This is a genomic window from Saccharomonospora piscinae (assembly GCF_005862235.1).
GTDB classification, from domain to species: Bacteria; Actinomycetota; Actinomycetes; order Mycobacteriales; family Pseudonocardiaceae; genus Saccharomonospora; species Saccharomonospora piscinae.
On record NZ_VCEK01000004.1, the window covers coordinates 572,821 to 592,492 of the forward strand.

Consider the following 19,672-nt stretch of genomic DNA (forward strand, 5'->3'; position numbering starts at 1 on the left):
GCAACCCCTGATCTCCGCTGGGCGCACAGGGGTCTAGGTCGTGGCCCGTGTCGTCGCTCCGATAAGGGGTTTCGTAGGGGGGAGGCCCTGTCCGCAGTGCTGTTAGCTTGGGTGCCGGCCGGCTCGTCGGATACCGGGCGGCCGTCGTAGCAGGAAAGGCTACCGATCATGAGTGATGCTTTGTCGCGGCCGCTGGACCTGCCAGCATGGCCGCAGTTCGACGACGCCGAGCGCGCCGGGCTGCTTCGTGCGCTCGACCAGGGTCAGTGGTGGCGAATGGGCGGCAGTGAGGTCGATTCGTTCGAGAGCGAGTTCGCCGACCACCACGGGGCGCCGCACGCGCTCGCGGTCACGAACGGCACGCACGCCCTCGAACTGGCGCTGCAGGTGCTGGGCGTCGAACCGGGCTCCGAGGTCATCGTGCCCGCCTTCACCTTCATCTCCTCGTCGCAGGCCGCGCAACGGCTCGGCGCGGTCGCGGTCCCCGTCGACGTCGACCTCGACACGTACTGCATCGACGTCGAGGCCACCTCGGCCGCGGTGACCTCCAAGACCGCCGCGATCATGCCGGTTCACATGGCGGGGCAGATGTCCGACATGGACGCTCTGGCGAAGCTCTCGGCCGATTCCGGTGTGCCGCTGCTGCAGGACGCGGCCCACGCTCACGGCGCGCGGTGGCGCGGCAAGCGCGTGGGCGAACTCGGCTCGGTCGCCGCTTTCAGCTTCCAGAACGGCAAGCTGATGACAGCGGGTGAGGGCGGTGCCGTCACCTTCCCGGACGCCGAACTGCACGAGATGGCCTTCCTGCGGCACAGCTGTGGCCGTCCGCGCACCGACCGGCTCTACAAGCACCGCGTCGCGGGCTCCAACTTCCGGATCAACGAGTTCTCCGCGAGCGTGCTGCGGGCGCAGCTGGCCCGGCTCGACGACCAGATCGAGACGCGCGAGGCGCGGAGCAAGGTGCTGAGCGGGTTGCTCGCCGACGTCCCCGGTGTCGAACCGCAGGGTCGCGACGAGCGGTGCGACCGCATGTCGCACTACATGGCGATGTTCCGGATTCCCGGTGCGACCGAGGAACGCCGCAACGCCGTCGTGGACGCCCTCGTCGCGCGCGGCGTCCCCGCCTTCACCGGGTTCCGTGCGGTGTACCGGTGCGACGCGTTCTGGGAGACGTCGGCACCGGCCGAATCCGTCGAGGCGATCGCGCAGCGGTGCCCGAACTCCGAGACCCTGCACGCCGAGTGTGTGTGGCTGCACCACCGCACCCTGCTGGGTACGGAGGATCAGATGCACACGGTCGCCGAGATCATCTCCGACGTGGTGGCCAGCTCCTGAGAACCCCGGTCACGGGTGGGTGGCGTTGCTCGGCGCCCACCCGTGACCACAACGGACGGTCGGTTTCGGCTCACCGGACGTCGCGAGTGCGGCACGGAGGGCTCCGGCGCCGACCGCGCTCGCCGCCGCCGGGATCGCGAGTACCCGGTGCGCCTCCCGCACGTGGGTGAACAACACATAGCCAAGCGGTGCGGTGCCCGCTGTCCGGCTGGATCGAGCGAAGTCGGCGACCTCGTCGTAGTAGCGCAGCCAGGACCCCGTCAGCCGGGTGCGGCCTTGGACGTCGTGAACGACCCGGCCCGCCGTGCCCGCCTCCGCCGCCGAGCGCGTCGCCAACGCCACCCGCTCGGCTGGCCGCATACCTCTGGTCCAGTGCCTCCAGCAGTGAAAGAGAAATTCCCGCCGATCCGCCCGGGATACCTGGGCGAGGACACACCACAGGTGGGTCACGGGCAGCGCGATCGACGCACCGGCCCGCCCGGTGTCACCCGGCGCCGTCTCCGCCGCGAGCCGGGCGAGCGCGTGCGTCAGGTCGGCTGGGTCCGTGTGCGCCGGGAGTACGGCGGCCACTGCCCTGACACCTGCCATGTGCTTCTACCTCGGATCAGCTCGCCTTGGGGACGGCATCCATCATCGGGCAAGCACGCCGGTTCGCGGCCAGGTCGCTGGGATACTGGGAGGCTTGAGGGGACCGGTAGGGGTTCGGCCGGTCGCGGGCGGGTCGCCTGACTCGCACAAGCCGTAGGTCGCGTGAATGCTATGCTCCGGGCTGCCAGCTATTGGAGGTGAGCACGAATGAGTGCTGTTGGCGGTGGAGACCTCGGCGGGCAGCAGATCGGCTGCGGTGTTTACACCATCGATCCCGAGCGGTCGACGATCTCGTTCCAGACCAGAGCGATGTTCGGGCTCATGGGGGTACGCGGCACCTTCGGCGTCGGCGGCGGCAAGATCACGGTGGCTGATCCGGTGGAAGAGTCCACTGCGGAGGCCACGGTGTCGGCCGAAGCGTTCTCGAGCGGCAACGCCAAGCGCGATGAGCACGTCCGTTCCGGGGACTACCTCGATGCCAAGAACCATCCGCACTTCTCCTTCGTCGGCGAGAGCTTCGAGTGGTCCGGTGATCACGGAACGCTTCGTGGCCAGCTGACCGTCAAGGAGGTCAAGCAGCCGGTGACGCTGGACGTCACGACGGTGTCCGGCGACGAGCAGAACCTCACCGCCCGTGCCACCACGACCATCGACCGCTTCGACTTCGGCGTCAAGACAGCGCCGGGTATGACCGGCCGTAAGCTGAACATCGTGCTGGACATCGTCGCGAGCCGCTGACCCCGGTTCGCCGGAGCACACCCCTATCCTGGTCCGCAGCCGTGGTCTCGTGCCGCGTCGCTCCGGTACGGTCGGCCGAAGTCGGCCGTCAGGAGTGGGGTAATGGCGAAAATCTGTGTTGTCGGCGCGAACGGTGTGCTCGGTTCGCGAATCCTCGATGAATCGTTGGACCGGGGACACCAGGTCACGGCCGTGGTGCGCCAGCCGTCCAAGTTGGGCACGCGGAGTGGAAGCCCGGCTGTGCTGACCGGTGACGTGCTCGATCCCGCGAGCGTCGCTGCCTTCGTCGAAGGGCAGGACGTCGTGGTGAGTGCGGTCGGTGGCGCAGACGGGCCCGGGCACGTCCGGCTCATCGAGCCGTCGCTGCGCACTCTCGTCGACGTGCTCAGGAAGGCCGGTCCTGAGGCGCCGCGGCTCGTCGCGGTCGGCGGTGCCGGCAGCCTCGCCATCGGGCCGGGCAAGAAGGTGTGGGACTTCCCCGGGCTCCCCGAAGGCGCACTGCAGACAATGCACGCGCACGGCGACGGACTCGCGTTTCTCCGCACCGTCACCGACGTGCGGTGGACCAGCGTCAGTCCGCCCGTCATCATCGCGCCGGGAGCGCGGACAGGGCGGTACCGTACCGGCACCGACAGCCTCGTCGCCGACGGCACGGGCAAGAGCCACATCAGCGCGGAGGACTACGCGGTGGCGCTGATCGACGAGATCGAGAATCCGCAGCACATCGGCCGCCGGTTCACGGTCGCGTACTAGCGTCCTCCGGCTCCGCCGCCAGGGGCCGCCAGGGCCGCCAAGGCTATCGCCCCGTGCAGCGAGGAGAGTCCACCGAGGACGGACGGGCGCAGCGCGGGCACGGGATGGCCGGGGCGTGCCAATCGCCGGAGGTGTCCCTCCACGCCGTCGACGAACCCCGGTAGGTCCGCCGCGAATCCGCCGCCGAGTACGGCGCAGTCGGGCCGCACCAGCTCGTTCACACTCGCCACCGCGGTCGCCAGGGCGAGGCAGGACTCGTCCACGACGGTCACGGCCCACGGGCTCCCTGCCAGCACGCCTTCGCGAAGGTCTGAAAAGGACACCGGAAGGCCACGTGCCGACGTCGCCCTGCGCAGGATCGCCGAGCCGGACGCGATCGCCTGCAGGCATCCGGTACGTCCGCATGCGCATCGCGGCCCCGCGCTGTCGACGACGACGTGCCCCAGCTCGCACGAACCCCGCCCGGGACCGGGCACGGACCGCCCGCCGAGGACGATGCCGCCGCCGATCCCCGTGCCGACGCCGACGTAGAGCAGATCGCGCTCACCGATCGCTTCGGCCTCGGCGACGGCGGCCAGATCGCCGTCGTCGGCCCAGCGCACGACGGCGTCCGGGAACGTCGACCGCAGTGCCGCTCCCAGATCCAGGCCGTTCCACGACGGGCGGCTGGGCCACACGGCGACCTTGCCCCGCTCGTCCACCGTGGCGGGGACCGCGACACCGACCGAGCGGATCGCCGTCGGCAGGTCGCGCACGAGCTGCGCGACGCCTGCGGCGAGCCGCGCCAGATCGTCGGACGCCGTGGCCCGGGGCGACCAGCGAAACGTCAGCTGGTTTGGCTCCACACCGTCGGCCTCCGCGCGCAGCGCGACCTTCGTGCCGCCGATGTCGATGCCGAGTACGCTCATGACCCGTTCGCTCGATGCCGTTCGACGAGCGCCCGCGCGGCGAGCCGGTAGCCCGCCGTGCCGAGCCCGGCGATCATCCCGTCGGCGATCGGCGCGAGGATCGAGTTGTGCCGGAACTGCTCGCGTGCCCACAGGTTCGAGATGTGGACCTCGATCCACGGGCTCGGATACGACGCGAGCGCGTCGCGCAGGCTCCACCCCGCCATCATCAGAGCACCGGGGTTCACGATCGCCCCGAGCGTGTCGTAGCTGTTCTGCACCGCCTGGACGAGCTCACCCTCGCAGTCGTGCTGCACCGACCTGACCTTCCAGCCGTGGTCGGCGATCTCGTCGGCGACCGCGTCCTCGACGTCGGCCAGGGTGTCGGTGCCGTAGATCTCCGGCTCGCGGCGGCCGAGGATGCCCAGGTTCGGACCGTTCAGCAACAGGATTTCGGACACGCGTACACCTCACAAAGCTCGGGGTGCGGCCAACGGTAGTCGGCGTGGCGCCTCGCACGGCACGGTGTCGTGCGGTGAGGGGGAGATAAGGGGTTCCTGAGGGGAAACCGGCCGCGCGGTCCGGCGGTAGCGTCGCCGGCGACCGGTCCGGCAGCGGTCGTCGGATTCCTTCGTCCCCTCTGGAGTGTAGTGATCATGAGTGGTGAACGTGCGTCCGCTGCGCCCGTGCGTACCGCGGTCGTCGGACTCGGCTGGGCCGCGAAGTCGATCTGGCTGCCGAGGTTGCGGGCGCATCCCGGCTTCGTGATCACCGCGGTCGTGGACTCCCGCCCAGCCGAGGGCGACGAGCTGGACGGTCTCGACGTGCCACGCTACGAGGACGCCGCGGCGCTGGACCCGGCCGAGGTCGACCTCGCGATCGTGGCGGTGCCCAACCGCCTCCACGCCGAGGTCGGGGCTCGCCTGCTGCAGCGGGGCATCTCGGTCTTTCTGGAGAAGCCGGTCTGCCTCAGCTCGGACGAGGCCGAGCGGCTCGCCGCCGCGGAGCGGGCAGGCAGTGGGCGGCTGCTCGCCGGCAGCGCCGCGAGGTACCGCTCGGACGTGCGAGCGCTGGCCGAGGTGATCGGCTCGCTCGGCCGCATCCGGCACGTCGACCTGGCGTGGGTTCGGGCCCGGGGCGTGCCCGACGTGGGCGGCTGGTTCACGCGCCGGCAGCACTCCGGTGGCGGGGCACTGGTCGACCTTGGCTGGCACCTGCTGGACCTGGTGCCCACCCTGCTCGGCCCGACCACCTTCGCCCAGGTCGTGGGAACGATCTCCGACGATCACGTCAACGACCCGTCGTCGGGCACCGCGTGGCGTGACAACGGCCGTGACACCGCGGCGGCGGAGTCCGCCGACGTCGAGGACACGGCGCGCGGCTTCCTCGTGACCGCCGGCGGGGTCTCGGTCTCGATCCGCGCGAGCTGGCGTTCGCACGAGCAGCTCGACACGACGACGATCACCATCGACGGCAGCGCGGGCACGGCGAGGCTGGCCTGCACCTTCGGCTTCAGTCCGAACCGCGCGGGAGGCCCGATGCTGACGGTGACGCGCGACGGCGAACCCACCTCGGTGCCCGTGCCGGAGGAGACGATCGGTGGCGAGTACGACACCCAGCTCGACGAACTGGTCGGCGAGCTGACGGACCCGGCGGCGCGAGGCCGCGCCGTGCGGGACGCGCGCGCGACGATCGGGGTCATCGAGCGGCTCTACGAATCGGCGCGGACGGGAGCGGAGCTGCCCGGCGAGGACGTCCGCGCCGTGGTGTTCGATCTCGACGGCGTGCTCGTCGACAGCACCGACGTGATGCGCCGCGCCTTCCGCACCGCCTACGCCGAGGTCGTCGGCGAGGGCGAGGCGCCGTTCGCGGAGTACAACAAGCACCTCGGCCGGTACTTCCCGGACATCATGCGGATCATGGGGCTGCCGCTGGAGATGGAGGAACCGTTCGTCCGGGAGAGCTACCGGCTGGCCGGGCAGGTGCCGATGTTCGACGGCGTACCCGAGCTGCTGGCCGAGCTGCGCGATCGTGGTGTCGTGATGGCGGTGGCCACCGGTAAGAGCGGGCCGCGTGCCCGGTCGTTGCTCGAACTGCTCGGGGTGCTGCCGTTGTTCGACTACGTGATCGGCTCCGACGAGGTGGCCCACCCCAAGCCCGCACCCGACATCGTCGAGCTGGCCCTGCAGAAACTCGGCGTCCGCGCCGAGGATGCGATCATGGTCGGCGACGCGGTCACCGACCTGGAGAGCGCGCGGGGGGCGGGCGTGCGAGCGGTCGCCGCGCTGTGGGGCGAGTCGGACGCCGCGGCGCTGCGCGCGGCCGGTCCCGACCTGGCGCTGACCGACCCGTCGGAACTGCTCCGGCTCTGCCCTCCCGTGGCCGCGCGGGCCTGACCGACCCGGACGAGCGCGCGCCAACGCGAAAGTTAGGGAGTCCTAGGGGCATGGCAGGGGTTAGGCCCGAGCCCGGTGACGAGCAGACTGCAGTCGAGGTGACGGCACGATCGACGGGTGTGGTGGCATGCTGCGTACCGAGCTGATCAGGCCGCTGCCGGAGCTGCTGCGGGAGCACGCCGAGCGCATGGGCGACAAGGTCGCGTTCCGCGACAGGGCGCGCAGCGTCTCCTACGCGGAGCTGGAGCGGCGGACCCGGCGGATTGCGGGCCACCTCGTCGGGCTCCGGCTGCAGCCCGGCGACCGCGCCGCGATCTATCTCGGCAACCGCGTCGAGATGGTGGAGAGCTACTTCGCGATCCTGCGCGCGGGCGCGATCGGCGTCCCGCTCAACCCCCGGGTCAGCGAGGCCGAGCTCGCCTACCTGCTCGACGACAGCGGTGCGCGGGTCGTCGTCACCGATCCCGCCCACGTCGCCAAGCTGGCGAACGTCCTCGGCGAGCGCACCGACGTGTCCATCGTGGTCACCGGTGGTGAGGGCCTCCCCGCCGAGGCTCCCCACGGCACGAAGCTCTTCGAGTCGATGGCCACCGTCGAGCCAGCCACCCCCGCGCGCGACGATCTCGGCCTGGACGACGTGGCCTGGATGCTCTACACGTCGGGAACCACCGGCAAGCCCAAGGGCGTGCTGTCGACCCAGCGCAACTGCCTGTGGTCGGCCGCGGCGTGCTACGTGCCGGTGCCGGGCCTGTCGGCCGACGACCGCGTCGTGTGGCCGCTGCCGCTGTTCCACAGCTTGTCGCACATCGCCTGCGTGGTGTCGGTGACGGCCGTGGGCGCGACCGCGAGGATCGTCGAGGGGTTCGCCGCCGACGAGGTGCTCGCCGCGATCGAGCAGGACTCCGCGACGTTCCTCGCGGGTGTGCCCACGATGTACCACTACCTCGTGCGGGCCGCGCGGGACAGCGGATTCCGCGCGCCGCACCTGCGCATGTGCCTCGTCGGCGGCGCGATCACGACGGCGGCGCTGCGGAGGTCCTTCGAGGAGGTCTTCTCGGCGCCGCTGCTCGACGCCTACGGCAGCACGGAGACGTGCGGGTCGATCACGATCAACTGGCCGAGCGGCGGCGGGGGCGAGGGCTCGTGCGGGCTTCCGGTGCCGGGGCTCGGCGTGCGCGTGGTCGATCCGGAAACCGGGATCGACGTGCCCTTCGACGTCGAGGGGGAGGTGTGGGTACGCGGTCCGAGCGTGATGGTCGGTTACCACAACCAACCCGAGATCACCGCCGAGGTGCTGCAGGACGGCTGGTACCGCACGGGTGACCTCGCCACGCGCGACGAGGCCGGTTACTTCACCGTCACGGGGCGGATCAAGGAACTGATCATCCGGGGCGGGGAGAACATCCACCCCGGCGAGGTGGAGGACGTGCTGCGGCAGCTGCCGGACGTCGCGGACGTCGCCGTGGTCGGCAAGCCCCACGAGGTGCTCGGTGAGGTTCCGGTCGCGTTCCTGGTGCCCGGTCCCTCGGGGCTGGACCCCGCACGGCTGTTCGCCGCCTGCCACGAACAGCTGTCGCCGTTCAAGGTTCCCGAGGAGCTGTACGAGATCGCCCGCGTGCCTCGCACGCCGTCGGGCAAGATCATGCGCCATGTCCTGACGCAGCAACCCGCGCGGCTGCGTGCGTCGGCCGGTGGCCAGTTCGACTCGCTGTTCCGGCTCGACTGGGTGCCGATGCCCACCCTCGGAGCGCCCGCGAGCGAGCAGGCACCCGAGGTCGCGGTCCTGCGACCGAGGGGGACGGTGCCGCACGAGGTGTTCGAGCTGGCCCGTGAGCTGCCCGCGACGACCCGGATCGTGGTGGCCACCGAACGCGCGATCGCCGCGAGCCCCGACGAGGACGTCCCGAACCTCGACGAGGCCGGAGTGTGGGGCTGGGCGCGCAGCGTGCAGCACGACCTCCCGGACCGCGTGGTGCTGGCCGACCTCGACACCGGCGAGGACGACGAAGCGACCGGCGCGGCCCTGGCGCAGGCGGTCGCAGCGGGTGCCACCCAGTTCGCCGTGCGTTCCGGCACGGTGCTGCTGCCCGAGCTGGTCCGCGCGGCGGCACACGGCACCGGTACCACGTTCGACCCCCGGCGCACCGTCGTCATCACCGGTGCGGACGGCGCGGTCGCCGCGGTCGTGGCCCGTCACCTCGTCGCGTGTCACGGCGTCTGGCACTTCCTGCTGCTCAGTCACGGCGGGCAGGACGATCCGAGCGCTGTCGCGTTGCGCACCGAGCTGACCCGGCTCGGCGCGAGGGCGACGCTGCTGGCGTGTGACGTGGCCGACCGGTCGGCGCTGTCCTCGGTACTCGCCGCGACCAAGCGCCCACTGACGGCTGTGGTCCACACCGGGGAGCCTCCCGGCGGTTCCCGGGGCACGACGCGCGAGGACGCCATCGCCGCCGCGTGGAACCTGCACGAGCTGACCGGCACCGAGGATCTGGCGGCGTTCGTGCTGTTCTCGCCCGCGGCCGGGGTGCTCGGCGCGCCGGGCTCGTACGACGCCGCGGCCGTGGCGTCGTACCTGGACGGACTCGCCCATCGCAGGCGGGCGGCGGGGCTGCCCGCGCTGACGCTGTCGTGGGGCCCGTGGGAAGCCGGCGGCACGGCCGGGGCTCTGCCCGCTCTGCCCGGCGTCGCGACGTTGCCCACCACGGACGGCCTCGCGATGCTGGACGCCGCGCTGACCGTCGACCGCGCGCTGCTGGTCGCGATGCGACTCGACACCGACGGGCTGCGGGCGGGGGAGGTCGCGGCGCCCCTGCGCGGGCTCGTCGACGCGGGCAGCGAGCCGGGCACTCCCGACGAGACCACCGAAGCGGCGCTGCGGGACCGCCTCGCGGAGCTGTCGCGGCCCGACTGCCACCGCGAGCTGCTCGAGATCGTGTGCGCCGAAACCGCTCGCGTCACCGGGCTCGATCGCATCGATCCGGGCGTCGCGTTCACCGACCTCGGCCTGACGTCGCTGGGTGTCGTCCGGCTCCGCAACGGCCTGACCAACAGCACCGGCCTGCGCCTGCCCGTCACGCTCGCGTACGACCATCCGACCCCCGACGCCGCCGCGGGCGAGCTCGCTTCCCTGCTGTTCGGCGGCCCGTCCGGGCCCGCGCCGGTGCCCGAGCCCGTCGCTGCCCCGGCACCCGACTCGGACGACCCGATCGCGGTGGTCGGGATGGCGTGCCGGTTGCCCGGCGGGGTCACCTCGCCGGAGCAGCTGTGGGCGCTCGTGGCGGACGGCACGGACGCGATCTCGACCTTCCCCGACGATCGCGGGTGGGACCTCGCCACGCTGTTCCGGCCGGATTCGGACGGGCCGGGAACCTCGATCACGCGCGAGGGCGGCTTTCTCTACGACGCGGGCGACTTCGACCCGTCCCCGTTCGGGATCTCGCCGCGCGAGGCACTGGCCATGGACCCGCAGCAGCGCCTGCTGCTGGAGACGTCGTGGGAAGCCGTCGAACGGGCGGGCCTGGCACCCGCGTCGCTGCGTGGTGCGGAGGTCGGTGTCTTCACCGGGCTGATGCACCACGACTACGCCAGCGGCGTCGAGCGGGTTCCCGCCGAGTGCGAGGGCTATCTCGACATCGGCACTGCGGGCAGCGTGGCCTCCGGGCGGGTCGCGTACGCCATGGGGCTGCGCGGGCCCACGATGACGGTCGACACCGCCTGCTCGTCGTCGCTGGTGGCCGTGCATCTCGCCGTCCAGTCGCTGCGGTCAGGCGAGTGCTCGATGGCACTCGCCGGTGGTGCCGCCGTGATGGCCACACCCCGGGTGTTCGTCGAGTTCAGCAGGCAGCGGGCGCTGGCCGAGGACGGCCGCTGCAAGGCGTTCGCGGCCTCGGCCGACGGCACGGGCTGGGCCGAAGGCGTCGGCGTGCTGGTGCTGGAGCGGCTGTCCGACGCGCGCAGGGCCGGACATCCCGTGCTCGCCGTCCTGCGCGGCACCGCGGTCAACTCCGACGGCGCGTCCAACGGGCTGACCGCGCCCAACGGTCCCGCGCAGGAACAGGTGATCAGGCGGGCGCTGGCCGCAGCGCGGCTCTCGCCGTCCGAGGTGGACGCCGTCGAGGCCCACGGCACGGGTACGGCCCTCGGCGATCCGATCGAGGCACGGGCTCTGCTGGCGACCTACGGCAGGGACCGGCCGCCGGAGCGACCGCTGATGCTGGGTTCGCTGAAGTCCAACATCGGGCACACCCAGTCGGCCGCCGGTGTCGCCGGGATCATCAAGATGGTCGAGGCCATGCGGCACGGCATGCTGCCGAGGACCCTGCACGTCGACGAGCCCAACCCGGAGATCGACTGGTCCGCTGGCGCCGTGGAACTGCTGACGGAGGCGATGCCGTGGCCCGAGCGCGATCGTCCGCGCCGGGCGGCGGTCTCCGCGTTCGGGGTCAGCGGCACCAACGCCCACGTGATTCTCGAACAGGCGCCCGGCAGCGACGAGCAGCGGCCGGAGGAGACCCCGGAGCCCGGGGTCGTGCCGTGGGTGCTGTCGGCCGCCGACGAGGCGGCGTTGCGCGGGCAGGCGGTGCGCCTGCTGTCCGCGTCGGATCCCTCGGGGGCGGGTGCGGTCGACACCGGTTTCTCGCTCGCGGTCACGCGGTCGGCCATGGCGTGCCGCGCGGTCGTGGTGGCGGGCGACGAGTCCGGCGCGGCGGCACTGCGCGGCCTCGCCACCGGAGACTCCGCGCCCGCACTGGTGACCGGTCGTGCCGACGTGCTCGGCAGGACCGCGTTCGTCTTCCCCGGTCAGGGCGCCCAGTGGGCGGGCATGGGAGCCGAACTGCTCGACACCGCGCCCGTGTTCGCGGAGGCGATGGCCGAGTGCGCGCGAGCCCACGCGGCCGTCGCGGACTGGTCGTTGCTCGACGTCGTACGGCAGGCCGACACCGCACCCTCGCTCGAACGGGTCGACGTCGTGCAGCCGTTGTCGTTCGCGGTGATGGTCTCGCTCGCACGGCTGTGGGAGCACTACGGGGTGCGGCCGGACGCCGTGATCGGACACTCCCAGGGCGAGCTGGCCGCCGCCTGCGTCGCGGGAGCGCTGTCGCTGGAGGACGCCACCCGCGTCGTGGTGCTGCGCAGCCAGGCGATCGCGCGCGGCCTCGCCGGGCACGGCGGCATGGTGTCGGTGCCGCTGCCCGAGGACGAGGTCGCGGCCCTGGCCGCCCGCTGGGACGGGGCGATGTCCATCGCCGCCGTGAACGGGCCCTCGTCGGTGGTCATCTCCGGCGAGCCGGACGCGCTCGACGCACTGCGCACCGAACTGAACGACGCCGGTGTCCGGGCACGCCGGATACCCGTCGACTACGCCTCCCACTCGGCGCAGGTGGAGCGCGTGGCCGACGAGCTGGCCGCCTCGCTCGCCGGGGTCCGCCCCCGCCGCGCCGTCGTGCCGTTCTACTCCACGGTGGAGGGGCGCTGGCTGGACGGCTCGGAGCTGGACGGCGCCTACTGGTACCGCAACCTCCGCGAACCGGTCCGGATGTGGCAGGCGACGAGCGCGCTCGCCGGGCAGGGTTACGGGTTCTTCGTCGAGGTGAGTCCGCACCCCGTGCTGGCACCCGCGGTGCGGGACACGCTGGAGCAGGCCGCGGCGCCTGCCACGGTCGTCGACACCCTGCGCCGCGACGACGGCGGCCTGCGCCGGTTCCTGCTCTCCGCGGCGGCGGGATACGTGCGCGGCCTCGCCGTCGACTGGGCCGCGTCCTTCGCGGGCCGTGCCGCTCGCCGGGTCGAGCTGCCCACCTACGCCTTCCAGCGCAGCAGGTTCTGGCTCGCGCCCGAACCGAGGCAGTCCACGACGGACGTCGACCCGTGGCGCTACACGGTGGACTGGCGCAGGCTGCGCCAGCCGTCGGGCCCCGCCGACGCGCTGCTGACCGGCCGGTGGCTGGCCGTCGTGCCCGAGTCGCGAACGGACGACGGGTACGTGGCCGCCGTGCTCGACGGACTCCGGTCGCGAGGCGCCGAGGTCGTGCGCGTGGACGTGGCGACCGGCAGCGCGGCGATCGCCGCCCGGCTGCGGCCCGAGGGAGACCGGTTCGACGGCGTGCTGTCCCTGCTCCCGCTCGACGAGGACGCGCATCCCGACTTTCCCCCGGCCACGGTGGGACTCGCGCAGACGCAGGCGTTGCTGCACGCGCTGGACGAGGCCGGGATCTCCGCGCCGCTGTGGTCGGCGACCCTGGCAGGAGCGGAGACCCCGGCCGGTGCGCTGGTCTGGGGCTTCGGCCGGGCCGCCGCGCTGGAGTACCCGGCACGGTGGGGCGGTCTCGTCGATCTGCCCGAAACCCTCGACGACCGGGTGTTCTCCCGGCTCGCCACGGTCCTCGGGGGACTGGACGGCGAGGACCAGGTGGCGATCCGGCCCGACGGCGCGTTCGGGCGTCGCCTCGTCCGCGCACCGCGGGCGGCACAGGCCGAGCGGACAGAGCGGACAGAGTGGACAGAGTGGACACCGCGCGGCACCGTCCTGCTGACGGGCGGTGGCGGTGGGGTCGCTTCCGGCATCGCCCGCTGGCTCGCCGACAACGGTGCCGAGCATCTTGTGCTGCTGAGCAGGGGCACCGACTCGACCACGGCACTCGCCACCCGGCTGCGGGAGCGCGGCACGGCCGTCACGGTCGCGGCGTGCGACGTCGCCGACCGGGCCGCCCTGTCCGACGTCCTCGCGGACCTGCCCGAGCAGCCACCACTCACGGCGGTCGTGCATGCGGCCGGAGTCGGCCAGAGCCAGGCGATCGCCGAAGCGGACACGGCCGACCTCGCCGGGGTGCTCTCGGCGAAGGTGGCCGGTGCCCGCAACCTCGACGAGCTGCTCGCGGACACGCCGCTGGACGCGTTCGTCCTCGTGTCGTCGGGTGCCGGGGTGTGGGGCAGCGGAGGGCAGGCCGCCTACTGTGCCGCCAACGCCTACCTCGACGCGCTCGCCGCGACGCGCCGGGCCGAGGGCCGGACGGCGACGTCGGTCGCGTGGGGCGCGTGGGGAGGCCCGGGGCTGTCCGCCGTCGACGGCAACGCGGAGCGACTGGCCAGGCTCGGCGTGCGGGAGATGGAGCCGGAGCGCGCGGTGGCGGCGCTCGCCCGCGAGGTCGCCGGCGGTGCCGCGTGCGTGACCGTCGCCGACATCGACTGGGCGCGCTTCGCACCCGTGTTCACCTCGTCGCGGCCCAGCCCGTTGCTTCGCGAACTGCCCGAAGCGGCGCAGGCCGCACCCGCCCCGGACCGGGCGGAAGGGCAGCCGGAAGGGCAGACCGAGCTGGCGCGGCGGCTCGCGGGTGTGCCGTCCTCGGAGCGGCCACGGGTGCTGCTCGACCTCGTCCGGCATGAGGCCGCCGTGGTACTCGGCCACGCGAACTCCGCCGCGATCGAGCCACGCACGGCGTTCAAGGACCTCGGGTTCGACTCCATGACCGCCGTCGAACTCCGCAACCGTCTCATCGCGGTGACCGGCGCTCCGCTGCCGAGCACCGTCGTGTTCGATCACCCGACCGCGCAGGCGCTCGCCGACCTGCTGGGTGCGGACCACGCCGACACCGATGAGCCCGCCGCGACCGCACCCGCGCGCGTCCGTGACGAACCGATCGCGATCGTGTCGATGAGCGGGCGGTTCCCGGGCGGGGCGGACAGCCCCGACGAGCTGTGGGAACTCGTCGCGAGCGAGCGGGACGCGATCGGCCCGTTCCCCGTCGACCGCGGCTGGGACCTCGCGAGCCTGTTCCATCCCGACCCCGACCGCGCGGGCACCTCGTACGCGCGGGAGGCAGGCTTCCTCGGCGGGGCCGCGGAGTTCGACGCGGCCTTCTTCGGCATCGCGCCGCGCGAGGCGCTGGCGATGGACCCGCAGCAGCGGCTGTTCCTCGAATCGGCGTGGGAGCTGCTGGAGCGCGCGGGCATCGATCCGGTGTCGTTGCGCGGCAGCGCGACCGGCGTCTTCGCGGGTGCCTTCCACCAGGACTACGGCTCCGGCAGGGACCCCGCGATGCAGGAGGTCGAGGGCTACTTCGTCACCGGTGTCGCGTCGAGCGTGCTGTCCGGGCGAGTCGCGTACACGTTCGGTTTCGAAGGCCCGGCGGTCACGGTGGACACCGCCTGCTCGTCCTCACTGGTGTCGCTGCACCTGGCCAGTCAGGCGCTGCGTGGCGGCGAGTGCGATCTCGCGCTGGCCGGCGGCGTCACGGTGATGGCCTCGCCGTCCGGTTTCGTCGAGTTCTCCCGGCAGCGCGGCCTGTCGGCCGACGGCCGCTGCCGCGCGTTCGGGGCGGGCGCTGACGGCACGGGCTGGGCCGAAGGCGTGGGACTGCTGCTGCTCGAACGCCTCTCCGACGCGCGGCGCAACGGCCACCCGGTGCTGGGCATCGTCAGGGGCTCGGCCGTGAACGCCGACGGCGCGTCGAACGGGCTGACCGCACCGAACGGGCCCGCGCAGCAACGGGTCATCCGCGACGCGCTCGGCTCGGCCGGTCTGTCGCCCACGGACGTCGACGTCGTCGAGGCGCACGGCACGGGAACCCGGCTCGGCGACCCCATCGAAGCGCATGCCGTGCTCGCGACCTACGGCAACAACCGTCCGGCGGAGCAGCCGGTGTGGCTCGGCTCGCTGAAATCGAACATCGGGCACGCACAGGCGGCCGCCGGGGTCGCGGGCGTGATGAAGATGCTGCTCGCGATGCGGCACGGGCTCATGCCGAGGACCCTGCACGCCGAGCGGCCCTCACCGGAGATCGACTGGGATGCGGGCGCCGTGCGGCTGCTCAGCGAGGCGCGTGAGTGGACCGTGCGGGACCGGCCTCGCAGGGCAGGCATCTCGTCGTTCGGGATCAGCGGCACCAACGCACACGTGATCATCGAGGAAGCCGCCCCGGAGCCCACGGAGCTCCCGCACCTCTCGGAGCCCCCGGAGCCCGTTGGGCTGCCACCGGTCGTGCCGTGGGTGCTCTCCGCCGCGACCTCCGCTGCGCTGCGCGCGCAGGCGAGCCGCCTCCGCGCCTTCGCCGACGGTGAGGACACCGGCTCCACTCTCGACATCGGCCGTGCGCTGGCCGCCCGTGCCACGCTGGCGCACCGCGCCGTGTTGCTGCCAGCCGGGATGGAGGACGCCCGGCACGGTCTCGGGGCACTGGCGGCGGGTGAGCCCGGTGCCTCGACCGTCACCGGTACGGCGACCGAGGGCGCGGTGGCCTTCCTGTTCAGCGGGCAGGGCGCGCAGTACGCGGGCATGGGGCGCGAGTTGTACGACGCGTTCCCCCGCTACGCCGAGGCGTTCGACGAGGTGTGCGCCGAGCTGGACCTGCCGCTGCGGGAGGTGGTCCTCGGCGGCGACGACGAGACGCTGGCCGATACCGGCTACACCCAGCCCGCGCTGTTCGCCGTGGAAGTGGCGCTGTACCGCCTGCTCGCGTCGTGGGGGCTGCGGCCGGACTTCGTGGCGGGGCACTCGGTCGGCGAACTCGCCGCCGCGCACGTCGCCGGTGTGCTGTCGCTGGCGGACGCGTGCCTGCTGGTCGCCGCACGCGGACGGCTGATGGCGGCGCTGCCCTCGGGCGGTGGGATGGCCGCCGTCGAGGCGAGCGAGCACGAGGTCGCGCCGCTGCTGGCGGAGTTCGGCGAGAAGGTGAGCCTCGCCGCTGTGAACGGCCCCTCGTCGGTGGTCGTCTCCGGCGAGGAGGAACTGGTGTCCCGCCTGGCGGGGACCTTCGCCGACCGGGGCCGCAAGACCACCCGCCTCCGGGTGAGCCACGCGTTCCACTCGCCGCTGATGGAACCGATGCTGGCGGAGTTCCGTGCGCTCGCGCGCCGTGTGACCTTCGCCGAACCGGTGATCCCGGTCGTGTCGACGCGCACCGGAGCACGGGTCGACACCGAGCTGTGCTCGGCCGAGTACTGGGTCGAGCAGGCGCGCGAGGCCGTGCGGTTCCGCGACGCGGTGTCGACGTTGCGCGAGTCCGGGGTCGACAAGTTCCTGGAGCTGGGGCCGGGCGGGGCGTTGGCGGCGATGGTCATGGACTGCCTTGGCGAGCAGGCCGACGCCACGGTGGTGCCCGTGCTGCGGCGGGACCGGCCGGAGCCCGGCACACTGCTCGCCGGTGTCGCGGGGATTCACGTGCGGGGCGCCGCCGTCGACTGGGCCACGCTGTTTCCCGCCGGCATGCCGGTCAGGACGGACCTGCCGACGTACGCGTTCCAGCGCACCCGGTTCTGGCTCGAACCGGGCCTTCCGGCGGGCGACGTCACCGTAGCCGGGGTCGACGGGTCGGAGCATCCGTTGCTGGGCGCCGCCGTGCCGGTCCCGAGCACGGGCGGCTGTGTCTGCACCGGTGTGCTGTCGGCGAGCAGGCAACCGTGGCTCGCCGAGCACCGGGTGGGCGGCACGGTCCTCGTGCCCGGAACGGCGTTGGTGGAACTCGCGATCACCGCGGGCGACGAGGCGGGCTGCGGCAGGCTGGAGGAGCTGGTCGTCGAGGCGCCACTGGCGCTGCCCGACGACGGCGACGTGCGCGTGCAGGTCGCCGTCGGCGAGCTGGACGAGCAGGGACGTCGGCCGGTGCAGATTCACTCGTGCCCGGCGTCGACGGTGGACGCGGGCTGGACGCGGCACGCGACCGGCCTGCTGTCGGCTCTGTCGGCGCCATCGGAGCTGCCGGGGCACGTGACCGGAACGTGGCCGCCTTCCGGTGCGGCCGAGGCTTCGGTGGAGTCGTTCTACCCGCGCATGGCGGAGGCGGGCTACGACTACGGTCCGGCGTTTCGCGGGCTGCGCGCGGTCTGGACGTCCGAAACCGGGGTCGTCGCCGAGGTCGAACTGCCCGAACCGCACGAGGGTGCCCCCTCGGCCGAGCAGTTCGGCCTGCACCCGGCGCTGCTGGATGCCGCGTTGCACGCGGCGAGCTTCGGCGCGCTGACCAACGCGCCGGAGGAGCACCTGCTGGTGCCGTTCGCGTGGCACGGCGTCAGCCTGCACCGCGCGGGCGCCCGCGCACTGCGGGTGACGGTGACACCGAGCGGGCCGGACCGGGTCGCCGTCGAGGCGTACGACAGCGCGGGGGCCGCGGTGCTCTCGGTGGCCGCGATCGCGTTCCGGCCGTTGCCGCGCGAACGACTGATCCCGCGACGCCCCGCCGGTGGCGACACGGTGTACGAGCTCGGCTGGCGCGCGCTGCCGTTGCGGGGCGACGGCGGCCCCGGTGAGGTGACGTGGGCCGACCTCACGGACGGCGCGGACCGGCACGGCTCGGACGGTGCCCGCGAGCTGACCGCAAGGGCACTCGGCGTCGTCCAGGAATGGCTCGCGCGCGAGGACGAGAACGAGGACGAAGACACAGACACAGCCAAGCTCGTGATCCTGACGCGGGCGGCGGCGACCCTCGATGACGAGCCCTGCGACCCCGCCGCCACCGCTGTGTGGGGACTGGTCAGGACCGCGCAGGTGGAGCACCCCGGCAGGATCGTGCTGGTCGACACCGACGACGACGAGGCGTCGTGCCGGGTGCTGCCCGCTGCCGTCGCCACCGGTGAGCCACAACTGGCGCTGCGTGGCGGCAGGGCGTTCGTGCCGCGCCTCGCGCGCGCCGGGGTGCGGCAGGCCGAGGGCGCCGAGAGCCGTGCTCTCGACCCGGCGGGCACCGTACTGGTCACCGGGGGAACCGGGGAGATCGGTGGGCTCATCGCGCGGCGGCTCGTCGCCGAGCACGACGTCACGCGGCTCGTGCTGCTGTCCCGGCGTGGCCGGGACGCGGACGGCGCCGACGCCCTGGTCGCCGACCTCGCGGCGGCCGGCGCCGAGGCCGAGGTCGTCGCCTGCGACGTCGCCGACCGGGCCGCGCTCGCGGCCGTTGTCGCGGCCGTGCCCGCCGCGCATCCACTGACCGCGGTGGTCCATGCGGCCGGGACACTGGACGACGGCGTGCTGTCCAGCCAGTCGCCGGAACGCCTCGACACCGTGTTCCGGCCCAAGGTCGATGCCGCGTGGCACCTGCACGAACTGACGAAGGACCTCGAACTGGCGGCGTTCGTGCTGTGCTCGTCGGCCTCCGGCACGCTCGGCAGCGGAGGGCAGGCGAACTACGCCGCCGCCAACGGGTTCCTCGACGGCCTCGCCGCGGCACGCGCGGCGCGGGGACTGCCCGCCGTGTCACTGGCGTGGGGACTGCTCGCCGGTACCGGTGGCATGACCGGCGGACTCGGCGATGCCGACCGGCAACGCGGCGACCGGGGCGGGATGCGCGCGCTCGAACTGCCCGAGGTCGGCGAGCTGTTCAGCGAGTCTGTGCGGCGAGCCGACGCCGTGGTGGTCCCGGCCAGGCTCAACCTCGCCGAACTGCGGGACGTGCCACCGCTGCTCTCGGACCTGGTGCGCAGGCCGAAAAGCACCGCGATGCGGGCCGAGCCGGAACCCGGTGCGCGGGCGAAGGGGTTCACCGCCATGCCCGCCCCCGAACGCGCCGAGGCGCTGCTCGAACTCGTGCGCGCCGAAACCGCCCTCGTCCTCGGACACGACGGCGCCGACGCGGTCGAGGCCGACCGATCCTTCAACGACCTCGGCTTCGACTCGCTGACGGCGATCGAACTGCGCAACCGGCTGGCGAAGGCGACCGAGGTGTCGCTGCCCGCGACCCTCGTGTTCGACTATCCGACCCCCGGTGCGCTCGCCGACCACGTGCTGCGCCGCCTCGCCCCGGAGTCGCCGTCGGTGCTGTCCGAACTGGACCGGCTCGCCGAGACGCTGCTCGGCGCCGAACTCGACGACGACCTGCACCGGCAGGTGGCCGCGCGGCTCGACGTGCTCGCCACCAAGTGGCGTGCGGGCACCGGCGCCGCGGACGACGACGTCAGCCCCGACGATCTCGGCGGCGCCAGCGACGACGAACTGTTCGGGATCATCGACGACGAACTGGGCCTGGCGGACCCAGAGTGAGAGGAGTG

General features: G+C 73.0%; 8 protein-coding genes and 1 pseudogene. 6 read left to right on the plus strand and 3 right to left on the minus strand.

Annotated elements, in window-relative coordinates:
- Positions 1 to 168: 168 nt before the first annotated feature.
- A complete protein-coding gene (locus FFT09_RS19070) occupies positions 169 to 1,335 on the plus strand; it encodes a DegT/DnrJ/EryC1/StrS family aminotransferase (RefSeq protein ID WP_081195286.1) in 1,167 nt (388 codons plus the stop codon).
- A gap of 9 nt (positions 1,336 to 1,344) precedes the next feature.
- On the opposite strand, the gene FFT09_RS19075 is transcribed toward FFT09_RS19070, so the two are convergent.
- On the minus strand, positions 1,345 to 1,923 hold the full coding sequence (locus FFT09_RS19075) for a hypothetical protein (protein ID WP_138383519.1): 579 nt from the start codon (positions 1,921 to 1,923) through the stop codon (positions 1,345 to 1,347).
- Between the two features lie 207 nt (positions 1,924 to 2,130).
- Here FFT09_RS19075 and FFT09_RS19080 point away from each other — a divergent pair, with 207 nt between their 5' ends.
- Both FFT09_RS19080 and FFT09_RS19085 read left to right on the plus strand, forming a co-directional pair.
- A complete protein-coding gene (locus FFT09_RS19080) occupies positions 2,131 to 2,661 on the plus strand; it encodes a YceI family protein (protein ID WP_081195290.1) in 531 nt (176 codons plus the stop codon).
- 102 nt (positions 2,662 to 2,763) lie between these two features.
- Positions 2,764 to 3,414, plus strand: a complete 651-nt coding sequence (locus FFT09_RS19085; RefSeq protein WP_138383520.1) for an NAD(P)-dependent oxidoreductase — start codon at positions 2,764 to 2,766, stop codon at positions 3,412 to 3,414.
- Here FFT09_RS19085 and FFT09_RS19090 read toward each other — a convergent pair.
- Complete coding sequence (locus tag FFT09_RS19090) at positions 3,411 to 4,322, minus strand: ROK family protein (protein WP_138383521.1); 912 nt, start codon at positions 4,320 to 4,322, stop codon at positions 3,411 to 3,413. The two genes, FFT09_RS19085 and FFT09_RS19090, sit on opposite strands and share 4 nt — an antisense overlap.
- On the minus strand, positions 4,319 to 4,762 hold the full coding sequence (locus FFT09_RS19095) for a type II 3-dehydroquinate dehydratase (RefSeq protein WP_024875688.1): 444 nt from the start codon (positions 4,760 to 4,762) through the stop codon (positions 4,319 to 4,321). Before FFT09_RS19095 ends, FFT09_RS19090 begins: the two co-directional genes overlap by 4 nt.
- Positions 4,763 to 4,957: 195 nt before the next feature.
- On the opposite strand from FFT09_RS19095, the pseudogene FFT09_RS23360 reads away from it, so the two are divergent.
- The 3 genes and pseudogenes from FFT09_RS23360 to FFT09_RS23370 form a co-directional block, all read left to right on the plus strand.
- Positions 4,958 to 6,025 (plus strand): annotated as a pseudogene (locus FFT09_RS23360) (Gfo/Idh/MocA family protein); the annotation flags it as partial.
- Positions 6,026 to 6,040: 15 nt separating this feature from the next.
- Positions 6,041 to 6,697, plus strand: a complete 657-nt coding sequence (locus FFT09_RS23365; RefSeq protein ID WP_244231425.1) for an HAD-IA family hydrolase — start codon at positions 6,041 to 6,043, stop codon at positions 6,695 to 6,697.
- A 127-nt stretch (positions 6,698 to 6,824) separates the two neighbouring features.
- Complete coding sequence (locus FFT09_RS23370) at positions 6,825 to 19,664, plus strand: type I polyketide synthase (protein WP_138383523.1); 12,840 nt, start codon at positions 6,825 to 6,827, stop codon at positions 19,662 to 19,664.
- Positions 19,665 to 19,672: the final 8 nt, after the last annotated feature.